Below are 20,406 nucleotides of genomic sequence, written 5' to 3' on the forward strand. Positions count from 1 at the left end.
CTCGCGATAGCAATCTAAATAACACCGCATACTTGTCATTAACCCAGACTAGTCTCAGCAGGTTCATTCCCAGAGCCCTCACCATGCGCAAAGGCCTGTCGCTGTTTCTGCTGCTGATCTGCTTCACCGTTCAGGCCGAACCATGGCCCGGCGAACAATGGCCAATCGGCACGACGATCACCGATACACGAGCGCTGGATAATTACGTCTTCCCACCACGCGATGACAATACCCGCCAGGGCATCCGCACCGACGCGCTGCTGATCATCCGCGACGGCCAGATCATCTACGAACGCTACGCCGGCCCAACCACCGAACACACCCCGCACCTGACGTGGTCGATCAGCAAAAGCCTGATGGCCACCGTCCTCGGCGTGGCATACGGCGAAGGTCTGTTCAAACTCGAAGACCCTGCCGTGCGGTTTTACCCGCCGCTGGAAAAGCACCCGGCCATCAAAATCGCCGATCTGCTGCACTGGGCCTCCGGCATCGATTGGCAGGAAGACTACGAATACGCGCCGTTGAAATCTTCGGTGGTGGCAATGCTCTATACCCGCGGTCACAAGGACATGGCGGCGTTCACGGCCGATCACGACGCCTACGCCGCACCGGGGCAGGCGTTCCGCTATTCCAGCGGTGACAGCAACCTGCTTGCGGCGGCGTTGAAAACCATTGTCGGTCCGCAGCGTTATGCGGATTACCCGTGGACGGCGTTGTTCGAACCGTTGGGCATCCGCCACGCCGTGTGGGAAACCGATGGCACTGGCACCTTCGTCGCGTCGTCTTACGCTTACCTGACGGCGCGGGATCTGGCGCGGGTCGGTCTGCTGATGGCCCGCGACGGTCGCTGGGAGGCGCGGCAAGTGCTGCCCAAGGACTGGATCGCGTTCAACCTCAAACCCTTCGCTGGCTACAAAGCCCATCAGGACGAAGCCGTGCCCGGTGGCCACTGGTGGCTCAACCGCCCGGCCGCTGGCGCTGCTGCGCCGTGGCCCGACGCACCGCCCGATACTTTCGCCGCGCTCGGTCATTGGGGGCAGGCCTTGTATGTGATTCCCAGCGAGAAGTTGGTGATCGTGCGCTACGCCGATGACCGCGACGGCAGCTATCGCCATAACGAACTGCTCAAGCATGTGCTGAAGGCGGTGCAGCCATGAAGCGCTTCTTGTTGTTACTGCTGGTCGTGCTGCTCGGCTGGGTCGGCTACGAGCGCGAAAATCTGTGGGCCTTCCCGGACATCATCAGCGCCTACACTGCCAAGGAATATTGTTCGTGCCGCTATGTGATGAACAACGACGCGGAATATTGCCGTGGCTACGTGAAGCAGTGGCTGCCTACCAGCCAGTTCACCGATGACAGCGCCAGCAAAACCATCGCCGTCAGCGGCATGGGCCGCAGCAATCGCGCCCAGTGGCAAAGCGAACGCCAAGGCTGTCGTTTACAGCCTTAAAAGATCGCAGCCTTCGGCAACTCCTACAGGATCGGGTCCACCCTGTAGGAGCTGCCGAAGGCTGCGATCTTTTGATCTTGATGTTGCAATAACTTTGGGGGCGGTTAAGGTTCGTGCAGGTTTATCGGCCCCACGAGTGTTCAATGTTCAACCGCTCCCTCTGTGCAACCCTGTCCAGCCTGCTGCTCGCCGCCGTCGCGCTGCCGGCACAGGCCAATTGGTACCTGGATGGCGAGTCGTCGCGGCTGTCGTTCGTCAGCACGAAAAACGCCCACATTTCCGAAGTGCAGCGCTTTCTGGTGCTGCATGGCAAGGTCGACCCCAATGGGCGCGCCGAAGTCGAAGTCGAAATGGACTCAATCAACAGCGGCATCCCGCTGCGCGATGAGCGCATGCGCAAGGAGCTGTTCCAGATCGAGCAATTCCCCGAAGCGACCATCACCACCCAGATCGACCTGCGCCCGATCAACGATCTGGCTCCCGGTGCGCAACTGGAATTGCGCTTGCCGCTGACCGTCAATCTGCACGGCAAGCAGCACGAATATCCCGCCGAGCTGCTGGCGACGCGTCTCGATGACCGGCGCTTTCAAGTGGTCACCCTTGAGCCGCTGGTGATCAATGCCGAGGATTTCGACCTCGTGCCGGGGCTGGAGAGCCTGCGCAAACTCGCCGACCTGTCGGCGATCAGTCTGTCGGTGCCGGTGGGTGCGGTGCTGATCTTCACGGCGCGCTGACATGCGCGGCGCAGTGTTCCCGTGGCGGGACGGCAACCGGTTCGAGTTGTTGATCGACGGCCCGCAATTCTTTCCGCGCATGCTTGAGCAGATTGCCGGCGCTCAGGAGCAAATCGAACTGGAGTTGTATCTGGTCGAGGCGGGCGCTTGTGCCGAAACCATCGTGCAAGCGCTGGTGCTGGCCGCCGAACGTGGCGTGCGCGTGCGTTGCCTGTTCGATGATTACGGCAGCCTCGCTTTCACCCTCAATCTGCGCCAGCGTCTGACTCACGCCGGGGTCGAACTGCGTTTCTACAATCGGCTGAACTGGCGGCGCTGGGTCGGCAATTTCTATCGTGATCACCGTAAATTGCTCTTGGTCGATCAGCGTCTGGCGGTGGTGGGCGGCACTGGCGTCACTGACGAGTTCTGGACGCCGGGCCATGACACCAGCGAATGGCACGAAGTGATGGTCGAGATCAGCGGCCCGTTGGTGATCGACTGGCAATTGCTCTTTGATCGTCAGTGGATCGCCAACCGCTACCGCCGGGCCTGGCGCCCGGCCGCGCATTTCGGTCTGCCGCGCTTACCGCGCATGCCGGACAAGGGCGAGGGCATGGGCCGCGTGGCTTACGCCGATGCGCGCCAGCACCGCGACATTCTGCAGTCGCTGTTCCGTGCGCTGAACAGCGGGCAACAACGCATCTGGATGGCCACGCCGTATTTTCTGCCGACCTGGAAAATCCGCCGCTCCCTGCGCAAGGCTGCCGCGCGCGGTGTCGACGTACGCTTGCTGCTGACCGGGCCGCGCACCGATCACCCGTCAGTGCGTTACGCCGGGCACCGTTACTATCCGCGACTGCTCAAGGCCGGGGTGCAGATTTTTGAATATCAGCCGTGTTTTCTGCACCTGAAAATGGTGCTGGTGGACGATTGGGTGAGCATCGGTTCGTGCAACTTTGACCACTGGAACCTGCGCTTCAATCTGGAGGCGAATCTGGAGGCGCTGGACCCGTCGTTGACGGCAGCGGTAGAGGCGAGTTTTGTGAAGGACTTCGGGCTGAGTCAGCAAGTGAGTCTGGAAGAATGGCAACGCCGGCCGTTGTGGCGGCGGGTCAAACAGCGGATTTGGGGGTGGGTGGATCGGGTGGTGGTCAACATTCTCGACCGCCGCGGTTAACCGTTCTGGAGATGATCGTTCCCACGCGGAGCGTGGGAACGATCAGGGCCACGAAGGGGTTACAGCAACTCGAAGCTCTGCTGCGTCACGTCCTGCGAATCCAGGCCGATCTGCACGTTGAACTTGCCTGGCTCGGCCGCGTATTTGAGCTGGGCGTTGTAGAACTTCAGGTCATCCTCGCTGATGGTGAAGTGCACGACTTTCTGTTCGCCGGCCTTGAGCAGGATTTTCTGGAAGTTTTTCAGTTCCTTCACCGGGCGGATCATCGAGCCGGTGACGTCCTGAATGTACAACTGCACCACGGTTTCGCCGTCACGCTTGCCGGTGTTTTTCACCATGACACTGGCGTCGAGCTTGCCGGTGGCGTTCAGCGTGGTCGATGACAGCGCCATGTCGCTCAGGGCGAATTGGGTGTAGCTCAGGCCATAACCGAACGGGAACAGCGGGCCAGTCGTGTCATCGAAATACTGCGAGGTGTAGTTACCCGGTTTGCCTGGCGTGAACGGCCGGCCAATGCTCAGATGGTTGTAGTAGGTCGGGATCTGGCCGACGGAGCGCGGGAAGGTCACCGGCAGTTTGCCCGACGGGTTGTAGTCGCCGAACAGCACGTCGGCAATGGCGTTGCCGCCCTCGGTGCCGCTGAACCAGGTTTCCAGAATCGCGTCAGCCGACTGGTTCTCTTCGAGAATGGTCAGTGGGCGGCCGTTCATCAGTACCAGCACCAACGGTTTGCCGGTAGCTTTCAGCGCGCGGATCAGCTCACGCTGGGTTTGCGGGATGTTCAGGTCGGTGCGGCTGGAGGATTCGTGGGACATGCCACGGGATTCGCCCACAGCCGCGACGATCACGTCAGCGTCCTTGGCGGCTTTGACGGCTTCGTCGATCAGCACGTTGGCCGGGCGCGGGTCATCGACCACTTCCGGCGCATCGAAGTTGAGGAAGTTCAGGTAGTCGAGCACCTTCTTGTCGCTGGTGATGTTGGCGCCACGGGCGTAGATCAGGTTCGCCTTGTCGCCGATCACCGCGCTCATGCCGTCGAACAGGGTCACCGATTGCGCCGGCTTACCCGCTGCGGCCCAACTGCCCATCATGTCGATCGGTGCTTTGGCCAATGGGCCGACCAGTGCGACTTTCGCGTCTTTCTTCAACGGCAGGGTTTCGTTCTGGTTCTTCAGCAACACCAGACTGCGGCGTGCGACCTCACGGGCCTCGGCGCGGTGCAGGCGGCTTTCGGCGTAGGTGTCGGCGGGATCGTCCTCAGCCTTGCCGATGCGCAGGTACGGGTCCTTGAACAGGCCCATATCGTACTTGGCCGCGAGCACTTCACGCACGGCGTTGTCGATGTCTTTCTGGTCGATCTCGCCGGACTTCAGCAGCCCCGGCAGCTCTTTGCCGTAGAGGGTGTCGTTCATGCTCATGTCGATGCCGGCCTTGATCGCCAGCTTCGCCGCTTCACGACCATCGCGGGCGACGCCGTGCTTGATCAGTTCGACGATCGCGCCGTGGTCGCTGACCGCCAGGCCTTTGAAGCCCCAGTCCTTGCGCAGCAGATCGTTCATCAGCCAGGTGTTGGCGGTGGCCGGAATACCGTTGATCGAGTTCAACGCGACCATCACGCCGCCGGCGCCGGCATCAATCGCGGCGCGGTACGGTGGCAGGTAATCCTGGTACATCTTCACCGGACTCATGTCGACGGTGTTGTAGTCGCGACCGCCCTCGACCGCGCCATACAGGGCGAAGTGCTTGACGCTGGCCATGATGCTGTCGGCGGCGCTCGGGGTGGCGCCCTGATAGGCGCGCACCATGACGCCGGCGATGCGCGAGGTCAGGTAGGTGTCTTCACCGAAACCCTCGGAGCTGCGGCCCCAGCGCGGATCGCGGGAGATGTCGACCATCGGCGCGAAGGTGATGTCGAGGCTGTCGGCGGCGGCTTCTTTGGCAGCAACACGCCCGGACTGGCCGATGGCGTCCATGTCCCAGCTTGAAGCGAGGGCCAGCGGGATGGGGAAAATCGTACGGTGACCGTGGATCACGTCGTACGCGAAAAACATCGGAATCTTCAGGCGGCTGCGCATGGCAGCGTCCTGCATTGGCCGGTTTTCCGGGCGGGTGATCGAGTTGAACGTACCGCCGATATTGCCGGCAGCGATCTCTTTGCGGATCAGCTCGCGGGGCATTTCCGGGCCGATGCTGATCAGGCGCAACTGGCCGATCTTTTCATCGAGGGTCATCTGGTTCATCAGGTTGCTGATGAACGCATCCTTGTTTTCCAGGGGTACCGGGGTCGTGGCGGCCAATACTTGATGACTGGCCAGACTGACGAACAGACCCAGCAAACACAGCTTCTTCATGAATATTTTTCTCAAGGGCCCAAGCGGCAATGCAACGCCGGCCAGCCAAAATTTAGGGAGCGACTATTGTTGTTCGGGTACAGGCTCAAAGAAACAGAGCCAAAAACGGCAGCCGACACTTGGCAGCATGATCACGCAGGGCACTTTTTAGCCCATTGCCCCGTCGTAATCCAGCGACGCGGCCGATTATGCCCCAAGAGCCCGCTGAGAATGTTTCGCGCTCGGTTTTTATAATGATATGTGCCAAGGAGCATCACTGCGATGAATGCAAGTCCAACCTATCGCTCACGTCTGCAGGTCGCCACATTGCTGGTGCTGGCCACGCTGCTGACCGCGTGCGGCATCAACAATATCCCGACCCTCGACGAACAGGCCAAAGCCGCGTGGGGCCAGGTGCAGAACCAGTACCAGCGCCGCGCCGACCTGATCCCCAATCTGGTGGAAACGGTCAAGGGATACGCCAAGCACGAAGAGGAAACCCTGACGGCAGTGATTGAGGCCCGGGCGAAAGCGACGTCGATTCAGGTCGATGCCAGTACCCTCGACAATCCCGAAAAACTCAAACAGTTCCAGCAGGCGCAGGATCAACTGACCGGCGCATTGAGCCGTTTGATGGTGGTGTCCGAGCGTTATCCGGATCTGAAAGCCAACCAGAACTTCCTCGCCCTGCAATCGCAGCTTGAAGGCACGGAAAACCGCATCGCCGTGGCACGCCGCGATTTCATTCTGGCGGTGCAGAAGTACAACACCGAGATCCGCACCTTCCCCGGCCGTCTCTGGCACAGCGTGATGTACAGCGATCTGCCGATCCGCGAAACCTTCGAAGCCACCACTCCGGATGCCGATAAGGCACCCCAGGTTAAATTCTGAAAACACACCTGTAGGAGCTGCCGCAGGCTGCGATCTTTTGACGTTGGTCTTAAAAGCAAGATCAAACGATCGCAGCCTGCGGCAGCTCCTACAGGGGGGGATATCCATGCGTGCGTTGAAAATGGGCCTGGTGCTGATGCTGTGGCTGTTCGCCCTCAGCGCCCGGGCCGAGTTGACGTTCCCGGCGCTGAGCGGGCGGGTGGTGGACGAAGCGCAGATGCTCGAGCCGTCGGTGCGCGCGCAACTGAGCCAGCAGTTGCAGGCCCACGAGCAGGCCACCGGCGAGCAATTGGTCGTGGTTACCGTGCCGGATTTGCAAGGCACAACCATTGAGGACTTCGGCGTTCAGCTCGGTCGACATTGGGCTATCGGGCAAAAGGACAAGAACAACGGTGCGCTGCTGATCGTTGCCCGTGACGAGCGCAAACTGCGTATCGAAGTCGGTTATGGCCTCGAAGACCGGCTGACCGACGCGCAGACTTCAGTGATCATCCATCAAGTCATTACGCCCGCCTTCAAGGCCGGTAATTTCAGCAAAGGCATCAGCGACGGCGTCGCGGCCATGCTGGTGGTGCTGGGCGGCAATCCGCTGGATGAGCCGTCGACGGTGTATGAATCGAGCGGTGATCCGTCCGATGATTTCATCTCGCGGCATCCGGCATTGTTCGTGTTTTTAGTGATGTTGTTCATCCTGACGGTGTTTGTCTGCCAGATGCTCGGTATCCTGCCTGCCGGCCGGGGTGGCTCCGGAGGCGGGGGCGGCTTCGGCGGGGGTGGCGGTTTTGGTGGCGGCGGTGGAGGCGGAGGCTTCAGCGGCGGCGGGGGCAGTTTCGGCGGCGGTGGTTCGTCCGGCGGCTGGTGATATCAGAAGAATAATGAGCAGGCACTTTTCAACATGGCACTACTGAGCGAACACGAACAACGCAAAGTCGCCGAGGCGATTGCCCGGGTCGAGCGCGACACCGACGCCGAACTGGTGACGGTGCTCGCTGCGCGCGCCGATGACTATGCGTACATCCCGCTGCTATGGGCGAGCCTCTTGGCTTTGGTGGTGCCCGGCGTCGTGCACTACCTGACCGGGTGGCTGACCATGCACAGCCTGCTGTTGGTGCAGTGGATCAGTTTTGTCGTGCTGTGCCTGCTGTTTCGATTGCCCAAAGTCACCTCCCTCCTGATCCCGCGCCATGTGCGGCACTGGCGCGCCTCGAACTTGGCGCGGCGGCAATTTCTCGAACAGAACCTGCATCACACGGTGGGCAGTACCGGCATGCTGATTTTTGTCTGCGAGGCGGAGCGCTATGTGGAGATTCTGGTGGATGAAGGGATCTCCAAACGGCTGGATAACAAGAGTTGGGATGCGATTGTCGCGGCGTTTACCGAGCAGGTACGGCAGGGGCGCACGCTTGAGGGGTTTGTCACCTGTATCGAGGCGTGTGGGGAATTGCTGAAAGTGCATGTGCCGGTGACGCAGGTGAGGAATGAGTTGCCGAATCGGTTGATTGTACTGGGGTGAGACCTGGATTATTCGTCGACTCTTAGAACTAGCCCCTCACCCCAGCCCTCTCCCGAGGGAGAGGGAGCCGACCGAGGCGTCTTGCGCTCGACATCGACCTGAAACACCGAGTCGATTATGGATTAACAGCTGATCGCTTGATTTGATGCTTCTAATACCTGAGTTCAACTCGGTACTTCAGGTCGGCGTAACTCTGGAAAACAACGCGATCGGCCCCCTCTCCCTCCGGGAGAGGGCTGGGGTGAGGGTGCTTCCAGGAACCGTTCGGTAAATAAGAGCGTGTCCCCAACCCCCATCCCCCCTAAAATACCCGCCATTCCCGATTTCGCCCGTCCGAGGCCGCTTTTCCATGTCCGTTACTGCCCCGTCCATCAAACCCGCGCCCGATCACCACGCCCAGTTCATCGAGCTGCTGCAAGCCAGCCTCGAACAGAACGGCTTCATCAAACTGGTGCTGGCCAAGTACGTCGGTGAGGAAGCGGATCTGCAGCGGGTCATCATCAAACCGGTGACGGTCAAGGCGCAGCCGAATCTGTCGTTCGTCTATCGCTACAAAACCCGCGACATCACCAAAAACATGCCCTTGGTCGACGCTGTGGCGGCGATTGCCGAGCTGTTGCCGACCTCGTTCAAAAATGCGCATTTACTCGCGGTAACTGACGAAGCTCAGCTCGAATACAGCAAAAAGGGCAAGAGTTCGTTGTTCAAGAGCAAGCCTCAGCAACTACGCGAAGCACCGTCCGCTGAGCACAACCGCGAGAAAAATCGTTTCCTCGAATTGAGCCGGCCGTTCCTCAAGGACTTGGGCGTGACCAATGCCCAGAACGAGCTGATTCCGGCGATGTCGCGCAAATGGAAGCAGATCAACAAGTTCATCGAAGTGTTCAGCCATGCCCTGACCTCTTCGCCGCTGGCGCTGGACAAACCGGTGCGCGTGGCGGATTTCGGTTCGGGCAAGGGTTACCTGACCTTTGCGATTCACGATTATCTGCGCAACACGCTCAAGGCTGAAGGCGAAGTCACCGGCGTCGAGCTGCGCGAAGAGATGGTCAACCTGTGCAACGCCGCTGCGGCGAAACTCGATCATCCGGGGCTGCTGTTCAAGTGCGGTGACGTGCGCAGCGTGGCGCCGAGCGAGCTGGATGTGATGATCGCCCTGCATGCCTGCGACATCGCCACTGACTACGCGATTCACACCGGCATCCGCTCAGGCGCTTCGATCATCATGTGCTCGCCGTGCTGCCACAAACAGATCCGCCTGCAGATTCAGAGCCCGGCGTTGCTCAAACCGATGCTGCAATACGGTTTGCACCTCGGCCAGCAGGCGGAAATGGTCACCGACAGTCTGCGCGCATTGTTCCTTGAGGCCTGCGGTTACGAGACCAAGGTGTTTGAGTTCATCTCGCTGGATCACACCAACAAGAACAAAATGATTCTGGCGGTGAAACGCGCCGAGCCGGTGGATTCGACACAGTTGTTGGTGAAGATCGAAGAGTTGAAAGCGTTCTACCACATCAGCGAACACTGCCTGGAAACCCTGCTGCGCGCCGACGGCTACCTCGCCTGACGAAACACAATCCTGTAGGAGCTGCGGCACGCTGCGATCTTTTGATCCTGTTTTTCAAGATTAAAAGATCGCAGCCTTCGGCAGCTCCTACAGAATCATGTATTCAGGCGGTGGCTGGTTGGGCGGGGCGTACGGCAGTCTTGCGGCCGAGCATGACGGTGGCAATCACGCCGCAGGCAAACACCCAGGTAATCGGCTCGACATGTTCACCAAAGAACAGTGCCGAAAACGCGATGGTGAAGAAGATCTGCAGCAACTGAATCTGACTGACCCGGGCGATGCCACCCATGGCCAGCCCGGCGTACCAGGCGAAGAAGCCGAGAAACTGCGAGAACAACGCCACATAACCAAACGCCCACCAGGTCTTGGCCGACACCGCGCCCTGATGTTGCAGCGCCAGGTACAGCACCGGCCCGATCAACAGCGGCGTCGACAGCACCAGTGCCCAGCAGATCACCTGCCAGCCGCCCATCTCCTTGGCCAACCGGCCGCCTTCGGCATAGCCCAAGCCACCCACCGCAATCGCGCCGAGCATCAGCAAGTCTCCCGCCTGAATACTGCCGGCTCCGGTGTACAAGGCATAACCGAGCACCAACGCACTGCCCAGCGCGGCGCAGGCCCAGAAGGCTTTTGACGGGCGCTCATGGGATAACCACGCGGCATACAGCGCCACGCACAACGGTTGCAGGCCGTTGACCAGCGCACCGTGGGACGCTGGCAAGGTTTGCATGGCCCACGCCGACAATACCGGGAAACCCAGAATCACCCCGGCGATCACCAGGCTCAGGCCTTTGACTTGCTGCCAGGTCGGCCACTTCTCGCGGCGCCATAACAGAAGCACCGCCGCCGGAATTGCCGCGAACAGTGCGCGGCCCAGACCGTTGAGCAGCGGATGCAGTTCCTGCACCACGATGCGGGTGAAGGGCAGGGTGAGGCTGAAGATCACCACGCCGAGCAGGCCGAGGGCCATGCCGGTGTTTTCGCGCGAGGACATGATGGGGGACCAGAATTGAAGGTGACAGGGAATGACCTTCATAAAGCCATAAACCGGGCGGTTCGGGCTGTTACAGCTAGGCACAGACTTAGGCGTACAGTTGCGGGTAATCCCCGCAACGTAGGAGCTGCCGAAGGCTCGGGCCGCGATCGGACGATCTTTTGATTTTGTTTTTAACGGCAAGATCAAAAGATCGCAGCCTTCGGCAGCTCCTACAGTAGTAGCCCGTTGTTACCCGTCACTGTCGAATAGGTCTACCTTGAACACTCCCAGGTAATTTCCAGAGGAGTCCTCCCCATGGCCGCGAAAAAGATTCTGATGCTGGTCGGCGATTACGTCGAAGACTACGAAGTGATGGTGCCGTTCCAGGCCCTGCAAATGGTCGGTCACACCGTCCACGCGGTGTGCCCGGACAAGGTTGCCGGTAAAACCGTGCGCACGGCGATCCATGACTTCGAAGGCGACCAGACCTACAGCGAAAAGCCCGGTCACCTGTTCGCCCTCAACTTCGACTTCGCCAAGGTCAGCGAAGCCGATTACGACGCGCTGCTGATCCCCGGCGGTCGTGCGCCGGAATACCTGCGTCTCAACGAAAAAGTCCTCGATCTGGTGCGTGCCTTCGACAAGGCCGGCAAACCGATTGCCGCGGTCTGCCACGGCGCGCAACTGCTGGCGGCGGCGGGTGTGCTTGAAGGCCGCGAATGCAGCGCCTATCCGGCCTGCGCGCCGGAAGTGCGACTGGCGGGCGGTACGTACATCGATATCCCGGTGACGGACGGCCACGTTCAAGGCAATCTGGCCACCGCGCCGGCATGGCCGGCGCACCCGAACTGGCTGGCCGGGTTCCTCGGTTTGCTCGGCACCAAAATCACTCTGTAACGAGGATTCGCCCATGTGCGAGCTCTACGTCAAGGCCGACCCGATTCTCTACGAGTCACGCTCGCGCTCGCTGCGCATCTGCGGTGTGGTGACGACGCTGCGCCTGGAGAATCAGTTCTGGGACATCCTTAGCGAAATCGCCGAGGTCGACGGCATGACCACCAACCAACTGATCGCCAAGCTGTATGAAGAGGTGATGGATTATCGCGGCGAAGTGGTGAATTTTGCCTCGTTCCTGCGGGTGAGTTGCACGCGCTATCTGAGTCAGCGGCGGGTGAGTGCGCCGGAGTTGTCGGTGGTGCGGGCGGTGGTGAGATAACCAGCACCGAGTTGCCTCATTCGCGAGCAGGCTCGCTCCCACTTTCGACCGCGTTCTCCAACTGGAATGCGCTCAAATGTGGGAGCGAGCCTGCTCGCGAAGGGGCCGGAACAGGCGACAGATAATCAGGACTGGTCTTTACTCATTTGCGCGAAATCTCTCAATCGCCAAGGAGAAACGAGCATGTCCGGATGGTACGAAATCAGTAAAAGCAGCAATGGCCAGTTCAGGTTCGTGCTGAAAGCGGCGAATGCCGAAACGATTCTGACCAGCGAGCTCTACACCACTCGCGCTGCGGCTGACGGCGGCATCGTGGCGGTGCAAACCAACAGCCCGCTGGATGAGCGCTACGAGAAGAAGTCGACGAAGGACGGCCATCCGTACTTCAATCTGAAAGCGGCCAACCACCAGATCATTGGCAGCAGTGAATCGTATTCTTCAGAAGCGGCGTGCGATAAAGGCATTGCCAGCGTCAAGGTGAACGGGCCGAGCAAAGTGATCAAGGACAAGACCTTGCCTGTCCTCTGACCTCACTTTCAAGTCCACCCAAATCCCCTGTGGGAGCGAGCTTGCTCGCGAAAGCGGTCATTTATTCAACATCAATGTTGACTGAACTGACGCCTTCGCGAGCAAGCTCGCTCCCACAGGTTTTTGTATATTGCCGGAAGATCAGCGCAGGGTTTTCAGGATCGTCTGCAGTTGGGTCTGGCCCGCCTCACTCAGCGGGAAGACCGGCAAGCGTGGGTCACCCACTTCCAGCCCGGTCTGACGCAACCCGGCCTTGATCGTCGCCGGCAAGCCACCCTTGAGAATGAAATCCAGCAGCGGCAACTGGCGATAAAACAGTTCCCGCGCGCGGTTCAGATCCCCCGCCAACGACGCCGCATACAAGTCCAGGTTCAACTGCGGAATCAAGTTCGGCGCCGCCGTGCACCAGCCTTTCGCCCCGGCGGCAAACGCTTCCAGCGCCAGCGGATTGCAGCCGTTGTAGAACGGCACCTGACCTTCGCCGAGCAATTGCAGCTTGTGCATGCGCTGGATATCGCCGGTGCTCTCCTTGACCATGGTCACGTTTTCAACGGCATTGACGATGCGCAGAATCAAATCCACGGACATGTCGGTGCCGCTGGTGGCCGGGTTGTTGTAGAGCATGATCGGCACGCCGATGCTCTCGCCGATGGCGCGATAGTGGGCGAGGATTTCCGCTTCGCTGAGTTTCCAGTACGAGGCCGGCAGCACCATGACTACATCGGCGCCGTGGGCTTCAGCAAAACGTGCGCGACGCACGGCTTTGGCGGTGGTCAGGTCAGACACGCTGACAATGGTCGGCACGCGTTTGGCCACGTGTTTGATGCTGAACTCTGCAACCTGATCCCACTCCGCATCGCTCAGGTAGGCGCCTTCGCCGGTGCTGCCCAGTGGGGCGATGGCGTGGACGCCGCTGTCGATCAGGCGATCGATCGATTGGCCCAGGGCGGGCAGATCCAGACCTTCGCCGTTGGCGCCGAACGGGGTGATGGTGTAGCCGATGATGCCGTGAATAGTGGACATGGGAGTCTCTCCGTAAAAAGGTTCAGTTCAGGCAATCGGCGTGTTGACGCAGGTTCTGCCGGGCGTAGTAGTTGAACGCCGCGGCGTGGCGCTTCGGCTTCGCAATCCAGTCGTGTGCTTCACGGCCCAGCTCAGGGATGATCGGTTTGATCGTGCCGGCGGCCATCGCCAGCAGTTGCAGTTTGGCCGCACGTTCAATCAATTGAGCGATGACACACGCTTCTTCAATCGTCGTACCGGTCGACAACTGACCGTGGTGCGAAAGCAGGATCGCGCGTTTATCGCCCAGCGCACCGGCAATCAGTTCGCCTTCTTCGTTGCCCACCGGCACACCCGGCCAGCCCTCGAGAAACGCGCAGTCGTCGTACAGCGGGCACAGGTCCATGTGGGAAATCTGCAGCGGCACTTCCAGCATCGATAGCGCGGCAACGTGGGTCGGGTGCGTGTGGATGATGCAATTCACATCAGGGCGAGCGCGGTACACCCAGCTGTGGAAACGGTTGGCCGGGTTGGCCATGCCGTGACCTTCGAGGACTTCCAGATCTTCGTTGACCAGCAGCAGATTGCTCGCCGTGATTTCGTCGAAGCCCAGGCCTAATTGTTGAGTGTAATAGGTGCCGGGTTGCGGGCCTCGGGCGGTAATTTGTCCGGCAAGACCGGAGTCGTGACCGTTTTGAAACAGAATCCGGCAAGTCAGGGCCAGCTTTTGCCGGTCCGTCCACGTATTATCCGCCAGGCTTTTTTGCATCTGGGTCAGCGCTTGCTTGACCAGTTGGTCTTTGGGTAGTGCTAATGTCTTGGCCATGTCTGTGTCCTTTGGGTGATTGCAAATGACACTAAAGAGGCTATATGACACAAAGTGTCATTGGCAAGCACAAATCGTCGCTTCCTCCATGGAATAACCGCTGCGCATGTCTATCCGTTTGAAATTGTTGAGAAAAAAACTTGGCGTAACCCTTGAGGCGCTGGCTGAAAAATCCGGCATGACCAAGAGTTATCTGTCCAAAGTCGAGCGCGGGTTGAACACGCCGTCGATTGCCGCGGCGTTGAAACTGGCGAAAGCGCTGAACGTCAAAGTCGAGGAGTTGTTCTCCGAAGACAACGTCAGTCTCGACAGCTACAGCCTGGTGCGCAGCCATGAGCGCCAGTCATTGGCGGCCAATGACCAGAGTCCGGGATATGCCGTGCTCGCGCATCAGGTCAGCGAGCGCAACCTGCTGCCGTTCATCATCTACCCGCCGCGCGAGTTCACCGACAAAACCTTCAAGGAACACGTGGGCGAGGAGTTTCTGTTCGTCCACGAAGGGCAGGTTGAAGTGGATTTCATGAACGAGAAGGTGCTGCTGGAGCGCGGCGACGCGCTGCATTTCAATGCGCAGAAACCACACCGGATCAGATCGGTCGGTGAGGTGCAGGCGCAGTTGCTGGTGGTGGTGCACAGCGCCGAAGAATGAACCTTAGAGTCAAAAGATCGCAGCCTTCGGCAGCTCCTGCAGGGGAACGCGTTCCAATGTGGGAGCGAGCTTGCTCGCGAAGGCGTTGGCGCGGTCTACATCAAACCTCGACAGGCACCGACAATTTCGGGCTGCCAAGCGCATGCGTCTTCGCATCAAAAAACCGCAACGCAACCCCGGTCCCTTCAAACACCTGCGCGTAATGGCGCTTCTGATGCTGAACGAACGCCGCACTGCGCGGATAAATCGAGATCGCCAGCGTCGCAGGTTTCGCCAGGCGCAGCGCCCGCACGATGTGCGCATCCTGCTCACCCAAGGCGTGACCAAAGATGCACAGACTGCCGCCATGCCCCAACAACTGCTCATAACAGAACGACAGATAATCCGAACTGCGAATGGTCTTGAGCTTGTCCGCGCTCGGCCCTTCGGTGACGAACAACGGCACGTCATCCAGCGTCTTGAGCGTATTGTTGATGGCGAAGCTGCCGAGAAGCGTGCCTTCGGTTGACGTCAGTTTTCGCGCGGTGCCGTCCTGATTGCGCACCAGATGCAGACCGCCGTGCAGGTACAGCAAACGCGATTTATCGGTGGTGCTTTCGCTCAGGTCGAAACTGGCATTCGGACCGTTGAACAGATCGTCGATGGCGTCGCTTTGATGTTGCAGCGCCCAGTAATTGAGCAAATCGTAATTGGTAGTGAACACGGTGCGATAGCGCGCCAGTTCTTCGTTCAACGTCGCCAGCGTCGAAGGCTTCACCAGTCGCCATGGAATGTGCACCGCGTGCACGGTGTTGATCAGCGCTTCCTTGATCGCGTAGTAGCGATTGCGCGGCGCCGCCGAGCTGACAGCCAACGCCTTGTTGACCCGGCTGGTGGTTTTCAGTGCGCCGAGCACCTGCTCGAAACTGCGCGTCTGCATCGCGTCGAACACCGCCAGTTCCGACGCACTCAGCGGTTTTTCTTCCACGGTGCGGGCGTTCTCGAACAGCGAGTCGTAGCCGAAATCGTCCCACACTGCACGGCTGGCACCATTGCCTACCAGCAACCCGTTGAAATCGGTCGCGGCGCGCAAGGCGTTCCAGTCTTCGAGGGTGGCATCGACATCCAGAAAATCGGTCATTGCGTAGGCGGTCTCAAAACAAAGGGGCTGATGGGCGGCGACTTTATCACGAGCGGGCATTGAGCCAGATCAACATCCGCCGTGACCGATCGGTCGATCCTGTGTCTATCCGCCGGATCGCAGCAGTCGATTCGGCCCCAGTCAGGAGACGCACGATGAGCAGCACCTTTTTCATTCCGGCAGTCAACATCATGGGCAGTGGCTGCCTCGACGAAGCCATGATCGCGATCCGCAACTATGGTTTTCGCAAGGCGCTGATCGTCACCGACACCGGGCTGGCCAAGGCTGGCGTGGCCACCCTGATCGCCGAGAAGCTGGCGATGCAGGACATCGATTCGGTGATCTTCGACGGCGCCAGACCGAACCCGAGCATCGCCAATGTCGAGTCGGGTCTGGAGTTGCTAAAGGAAAGTCGCTGCGATTTCGTCATCTCGCTGGGCGGCGGTTCGCCTCACGATTGCGCCAAGGGCATCGCCCTGTGTGCGACCAACGGCGGACAGATCGCTGATTACGAAGGCGTCGATCAATCGAGCAAGCCGCAACTGCCGCTGATCGCCATCAACACCACCGCCGGTACCGCCAGCGAGATGACTCGGTTCTGCATCATCACCGACGAATCGCGCCACGTAAAAATGGCCATCGTCGATCGTAACGTCACACCGCTGCTGTCGGTCAACGACCCGGAGCTGATGGTTGCCATGCCCAAGGGCCTGACCGCCGCCACCGGCATGGACGCACTGACCCACGCCATCGAAGCCTACGTCTCGACCGCTGCCAACCCGATCACCGATGCCTGCGCGTTGCAAGCCATGACCCTGATCAGCAGCAACCTGCGCCTGGCGGTACGCGACGGCAGCGACCTCGCCGCGCGGGAGAACATGGCGTACGCGCAGTTCCTCGCCGGCATGGCCTTCAACAATGCCTCGCTTGGTTACGTGCATGCGATGGCGCATCAATTGGGCGGTTTCTACGACTTGCCCCATGGCGTGTGCAACGCCGTGCTGCTGCCCCACGTGCAGACGTTCAATGCGCTGGTCTGTGCCGAACGGCTGACCGATGTTGCCCACGCGATGGGCGCCGACATTCGCGGCTTCAGCGCGGAAGAGGGCGCGCAGGCAGCGATCAATGCGATCCGTTGCCTGGCCAAAGATGTCGAGATTCCCGGTGGTTTGCGTGAACTCGGCGCCAAGCTCAGCGACATTCCGATCCTCGCCACCAACGCTCTGAAAGACGCCTGCGGGTTGACCAATCCACGAGCGGCGGATCAGCGCCAGATCGAGGAGATCTTTCGCAACGCGTTTTGAAAACATGAGGATGGGCGAACAGCCTTAACCGGTCTGTTTGCCCGTCTTGCGTGCCCCGATCACTGTAAATGTTCGAACGCGCGCCCAGTCTGACTTTTTGCCATCTGCACGGTGAATGGCCGAAATTCGATGCTCGCCGACAGAAAACCTTATGGGTTTTTCTGTGGCCCATTTGCCTTGCTGGTTGACCAATGCGTAAGCAATCCAGAGGTCCTTGTCCAGGTCGATGATGTCGACCATACCTTCGGGGTGTTGTACGTCGCCTTTGATAATCACCGGCTCATCCAGCACCTTGCTTTCTCGCGGTTCAGCAATCGCCGGCACGTCGAGCCCCGATTCCAGATCCACGTCGAACGAACGATCGTTACTCCAGATTGACACCGTTTCCCTATAGGTCTGGCGGGCCTTGATGACCTGTGTTCCGTGCTCCATATCACCACTGACACTGAACGCCCAGCGCCCGTTTTTGTTGATTTTGCCTTTGCCGTGCAGCTGGGTTTCGTCGCTACTCCAGACCTCGACATCGGCCCCGGGGATACCGCTGCCGAGCAGAAGTGTCGAGGGTTTGCAAGTTTCTCCCGCTTCGGGATAGGTCACGTACGGTGCAGGCCACGGCTCAAGGGGCGCTTGCGCTGCCTGTTGTGTCTTACTCTGTTTGATCACGTTCATGTCCGCCTCCTGATTTGAAGCGAAGACTGGCATGGGTTTGTGTATTTCGAACCTGTAAGAACTACCAGTCTTTTAGACCTGATTGATTGGCGGGTAATTGCTCTTTGTTCTAAAAAACTGTCATTTCTGTCAGTTGTCTGGTGTATCTGCTTCGGATCGAATGTTCTGACAACGAGGGGCGACCCCGCCCGCTTGAGGAGTACAGGACTATGCCGAAATCCAGAGCACCTGAAGCGCAGTCAGCGGGAGAACTGGACAGTTCCTTTGGTCTGCGAACGCTGAAATTTCCCGGAGCAAGCAAGACCATTGGCGAAGGTGTGGCGACGACGCCGTCGGGACACATCATGGTCAGCGCGACCGTTATCGTTGCGTCGGGCCATTCGTATTACGGATTGGCACGGCTCGATGCCGATGGGAATCCAGACCCGACGTTTGGAAGTGCCGGCTACCGTTGGGAGCAATTCGGCAATGGCGTGTTTTCACAGGGCGGCCGATTGATCGTCGATACGAACGGCCGGATCTTGATGTGCGGCCTGATCAACAGAACTCCCACGGGTTACCAACAGGTCATCGCTCGATTCAAGCCTGACGGTTCGCTCGATCCCGAGTTCGGTGATGAACAGACAGGTTTTAAGGTCGTGCCCATGCGTATTCCCGCGCTGACCAATGCATTTGACGGCAGCCTGGTATTGGCAAAATCCGCACCTCAGGTGGTAACGCCAGATCGATTGCTTTTCGTCACATCCAAAGGGGGGAGCGGGTTACTGACGCGGTTCTTGCTTGATGGCAAGGACGATGTCGAGTTTGCTGGCAAAGGCTGGATTCACCTGACGCAGCCTGATGTGGCGATTACATTGCATGGGGTCACGCTGTTGTACGACGGCGAAATTCTGGTGCATGGCAAGACCGAAGTGACCAACCAAGGATTGGTCATGGCTTTCGACAGCGCCGGAGAGGTGGCCACGTCGTTCGGCCAGGGCGGTGCTTTGCTGCTGAATTTGCGCCATGCCGGCGCACCGCTCGAAAGTTCGGTGAATCGCATCGTTGTGCAATCGGCGCAACGCTTGTTGTTGATCGGATCCGCCGTCGAGTCGTCTGCCGGGGAGAAACGTCAGCACGGCTTTGTCAGCGGGATCACCCGCGTCGGTGGCTTTGATCCAGCGTTCAACGGCGGCGCGCCAGTCATCACTGCCGCAACGCAGTCACTGGATCTGAAAGGCTGGAGCGCCGGGTTTGCGCTGGATGACTTTCCCGGCCCGCGCATCGTCATGCTCGGGCAGACCTCGGCGGGGCAACGACAGTTGCTGACAGGGGGCTTTTTGGTCGATGGCGCCGTGGATCCGGCATTTGATGTCGAAGGCGCGGCCGCTATCGAATGGATTGCGCAGGATGCCTGTCTGCAGGGTTCATCGGTGCTGGTGCTGGGGCAGAGCAATGAAGCGGCTCAACTGGTGCGATTGTTGACAGCGGCGGGCTGACGGCGGGGTATTAACAGTGTCGACGTGATTGAAATCCGGGCTATCCTGCCGACTCGGACGAACCCCAGTCAGCGAGCCCTCCATGCTGCAAAAAAGCCTGATCCGCCGCCTCGACCTGATCACCCTGCAACTGTTTGTCGCCGTGCACGAAGAGGGCACGCTGACCCGCGCGGCCTCGCGCGAAACCATCGCGGTGTCGGCGGCGAGCAAGCGGTTGATGGAGCTGGAAGAGGCGCTCGGGATCAGCCTGTTCGTGCGTCAGGCCAAGGGCATGACGCTGACCCCGGCCGGGGAAACCTTGCTGCACCATGCGCGGCAAATGCTCTTCAACGTCGAGAAAATGGGCCTGGAACTGGGCGAGCACAGCCATGGTGTACGCGGCTATGTGCGCATGCTGGCGAACCTGTCGGCGATCATTCAATTCCTGCCCGAAGACTTGCGCGACTTCTCCGCGCAGCATCCGCAGGTCAAGACCGATCTTGAAGAACGGCCCAGTGCCGGGGTGATTCAAGGCGTGCTCGATGGCGTGGCGGATCTCGGTATTTGCTCCAACGACAGCGATACCAAAGGCCTGCACAGCGTGTTGTACCGTCAGGACAAACTGGTGGTGGTGATGCTGCCGGAGCATCCGTTGGCCGCGCGTGAATCGGTAGCGTTCGCCGAAACCCTGGCCAGTGATTACGTCGGTTTGCACGCGGCCAGTTCGATCAACATGCGCACTCATGCGGCGGCGCGTCAGGCTGGCAAGGTTCTGCGCATCCGCATTCATGTGCCGGGGTTTGATGCGGTGTGCCGGATGGTCCAGGCCAATATGGGCATCGGCATTTTGCCGCAGCGTGCTTATGAATTGTTTGGACAGGCGCTGGGGTTGCACGCGGTGCCGTTGACCGATGACTGGTCGGATCGCGCGTTGATCGTGGTGGTGCGTGATGAGGCGGGGTTGTCGCCGGTGAGTCGGTTGTTGTTTGCGCATTTGCGGGGGCAGGGCGTATAG

At 59.7% G+C, this 20,406-nt stretch carries 21 protein-coding genes; 15 read left to right on the forward strand and 6 right to left on the reverse strand.

All coding sequences use genetic code 11. The annotated features are described in order from the left end of the window. Positions 1-83: 83 nt before the first annotated feature. The 4 genes from P3G59_RS06910 to P3G59_RS06925 all read left to right on the forward strand — a co-directional run bounded on the left by P3G59_RS06910 (position 84) and on the right by P3G59_RS06925 (position 3,343). The gene (locus P3G59_RS06910; protein WP_277760975.1) at positions 84-1,157 is read left to right on the forward strand and encodes a serine hydrolase; all 1,074 of its coding nucleotides are present in this window, start codon (positions 84-86) and stop codon (positions 1,155-1,157) included. Further along, positions 1,154-1,450 (forward strand): amidase, encoded by a 297-nt coding sequence (locus P3G59_RS06915; protein ID WP_277760976.1) that lies wholly within the window; start codon positions 1,154-1,156, stop codon positions 1,448-1,450. The genes P3G59_RS06910 and P3G59_RS06915 overlap by 4 nt, the downstream gene beginning before the upstream one ends. A 143-nt stretch (positions 1,451-1,593) precedes the next feature. Continuing rightward, positions 1,594-2,184: a YceI family protein gene (locus P3G59_RS06920; protein ID WP_277760977.1), complete on the forward strand. Its 591-nt coding sequence runs from the start codon at positions 1,594-1,596 to the stop codon at positions 2,182-2,184. A gap of 1 nt (position 2,185) precedes the next feature. Next, on the forward strand, positions 2,186-3,343 hold the full coding sequence (locus P3G59_RS06925; protein ID WP_277760978.1) for a phosphatidylserine/phosphatidylglycerophosphate/cardiolipin synthase family protein: 1,158 nt from the start codon (positions 2,186-2,188) through the stop codon (positions 3,341-3,343). A 59-nt stretch (positions 3,344-3,402) separates the two neighbouring features. Here P3G59_RS06925 and bglX read toward each other — a convergent pair whose 3' ends face one another. Further along, complete coding sequence (gene bglX, locus P3G59_RS06930) at positions 3,403-5,694, reverse strand: beta-glucosidase BglX (RefSeq protein WP_277760979.1); 2,292 nt, start codon at positions 5,692-5,694, stop codon at positions 3,403-3,405. A 261-nt stretch (positions 5,695-5,955) separates the two neighbouring features. On the opposite strand from bglX, the gene P3G59_RS06935 reads away from it, so the two are divergent. The 4 genes from P3G59_RS06935 (at position 5,956) to P3G59_RS06950 (ending at position 9,644) form a co-directional block, all read left to right on the forward strand. Then, complete coding sequence (locus P3G59_RS06935; protein WP_277760980.1) at positions 5,956-6,564, forward strand: LemA family protein; 609 nt, start codon at positions 5,956-5,958, stop codon at positions 6,562-6,564. Between the two features lie 106 nt (positions 6,565-6,670). Further along, positions 6,671-7,426 (forward strand): YgcG family protein, encoded by a 756-nt coding sequence (locus tag P3G59_RS06940; protein ID WP_277760981.1) that lies wholly within the window; start codon positions 6,671-6,673, stop codon positions 7,424-7,426. Between the two features lie 33 nt (positions 7,427-7,459). Beyond that, positions 7,460-8,077: a hypothetical protein gene (locus P3G59_RS06945; protein ID WP_277760982.1), complete on the forward strand. Its 618-nt coding sequence runs from the start codon at positions 7,460-7,462 to the stop codon at positions 8,075-8,077. 349 nt (positions 8,078-8,426) lie between these two features. Next, positions 8,427-9,644 (forward strand): SAM-dependent methyltransferase, encoded by a 1,218-nt coding sequence (locus P3G59_RS06950; protein ID WP_277760983.1) that lies wholly within the window; start codon positions 8,427-8,429, stop codon positions 9,642-9,644. Between the two features lie 103 nt (positions 9,645-9,747). Here the strand turns inward: P3G59_RS06950 and P3G59_RS06955 are convergent, their stop codons facing one another. Next, positions 9,748-10,638, reverse strand: a complete 891-nt coding sequence (locus P3G59_RS06955) for a DMT family transporter (protein WP_277760985.1) — start codon at positions 10,636-10,638, stop codon at positions 9,748-9,750. 297 nt (positions 10,639-10,935) lie between these two features. Here P3G59_RS06955 and P3G59_RS06960 point away from each other — a divergent pair, with 297 nt between their 5' ends. The 3 genes from P3G59_RS06960 to P3G59_RS06970 all read left to right on the forward strand — a co-directional run bounded on the left by P3G59_RS06960 (position 10,936) and on the right by P3G59_RS06970 (position 12,364). Next, positions 10,936-11,517, forward strand: a complete 582-nt coding sequence (locus P3G59_RS06960) for a DJ-1/PfpI family protein (protein ID WP_093438544.1) — start codon at positions 10,936-10,938, stop codon at positions 11,515-11,517. A 13-nt stretch (positions 11,518-11,530) separates the two neighbouring features. Continuing rightward, complete coding sequence (locus tag P3G59_RS06965; RefSeq protein ID WP_277760986.1) at positions 11,531-11,836, forward strand: ribbon-helix-helix domain-containing protein; 306 nt, start codon at positions 11,531-11,533, stop codon at positions 11,834-11,836. A gap of 183 nt (positions 11,837-12,019) precedes the next feature. After that, positions 12,020-12,364, forward strand: a complete 345-nt coding sequence (locus P3G59_RS06970) for a YegP family protein (RefSeq protein ID WP_277760987.1) — start codon at positions 12,020-12,022, stop codon at positions 12,362-12,364. A gap of 141 nt (positions 12,365-12,505) precedes the next feature. Here P3G59_RS06970 and P3G59_RS06975 read toward each other — a convergent pair whose 3' ends face one another. Together P3G59_RS06975 and P3G59_RS06980 are read right to left on the reverse strand one after the other, a co-directional pair. After that, the gene (locus P3G59_RS06975) at positions 12,506-13,387 is read right to left on the reverse strand and encodes a dihydrodipicolinate synthase family protein (RefSeq protein ID WP_277760988.1); all 882 of its coding nucleotides are present in this window, start codon (positions 13,385-13,387) and stop codon (positions 12,506-12,508) included. 22 nt (positions 13,388-13,409) lie between these two features. After that, positions 13,410-14,192, reverse strand: a complete 783-nt coding sequence (locus P3G59_RS06980) for an aldolase (RefSeq protein WP_277760989.1) — start codon at positions 14,190-14,192, stop codon at positions 13,410-13,412. Positions 14,193-14,298: 106 nt separating this feature from the next. On the opposite strand from P3G59_RS06980, the gene P3G59_RS06985 reads away from it, so the two are divergent. Beyond that, positions 14,299-14,841 (forward strand): XRE family transcriptional regulator, encoded by a 543-nt coding sequence (locus tag P3G59_RS06985; protein WP_277760990.1) that lies wholly within the window; start codon positions 14,299-14,301, stop codon positions 14,839-14,841. A 100-nt stretch (positions 14,842-14,941) separates the two neighbouring features. Here the strand turns inward: P3G59_RS06985 and P3G59_RS06990 are convergent, their stop codons facing one another. Next, a complete protein-coding gene (locus P3G59_RS06990) occupies positions 14,942-15,961 on the reverse strand; it encodes a DUF4917 family protein (RefSeq protein ID WP_277760991.1) in 1,020 nt (339 codons plus the stop codon). A 155-nt stretch (positions 15,962-16,116) separates the two neighbouring features. Here P3G59_RS06990 and yiaY point away from each other — a divergent pair, with 155 nt between their 5' ends. Then, entirely contained in the window at positions 16,117-17,265 is a 1,149-nt protein-coding gene (yiaY, locus tag P3G59_RS06995; RefSeq protein ID WP_277760992.1) for an L-threonine dehydrogenase, read from the forward strand. 24 nt (positions 17,266-17,289) lie between these two features. Here yiaY and P3G59_RS07000 read toward each other — a convergent pair whose 3' ends face one another. Continuing rightward, positions 17,290-17,934 (reverse strand): VCBS domain-containing protein, encoded by a 645-nt coding sequence (locus P3G59_RS07000; protein ID WP_277760993.1) that lies wholly within the window; start codon positions 17,932-17,934, stop codon positions 17,290-17,292. A 140-nt stretch (positions 17,935-18,074) separates the two neighbouring features. Between P3G59_RS07000 and P3G59_RS07005 the strand changes: the two genes are divergently transcribed. Together P3G59_RS07005 and P3G59_RS07010 are read left to right on the forward strand one after the other, a co-directional pair. Beyond that, entirely contained in the window at positions 18,075-19,412 is a 1,338-nt protein-coding gene (locus tag P3G59_RS07005) for a hypothetical protein (protein WP_277760994.1), read from the forward strand. An 82-nt stretch (positions 19,413-19,494) separates the two neighbouring features. Further along, positions 19,495-20,406 carry a LysR substrate-binding domain-containing protein gene (locus P3G59_RS07010; RefSeq protein ID WP_277760995.1) on the forward strand — a complete coding sequence of 304 codons (912 nt, stop codon included), beginning with the start codon at positions 19,495-19,497 and terminating at the stop codon, positions 20,404-20,406.

This window comes from Pseudomonas sp. A34-9, assembly GCF_029543085.1.
Classification (GTDB): Bacteria; Pseudomonadota; Gammaproteobacteria; order Pseudomonadales; family Pseudomonadaceae; genus Aquipseudomonas.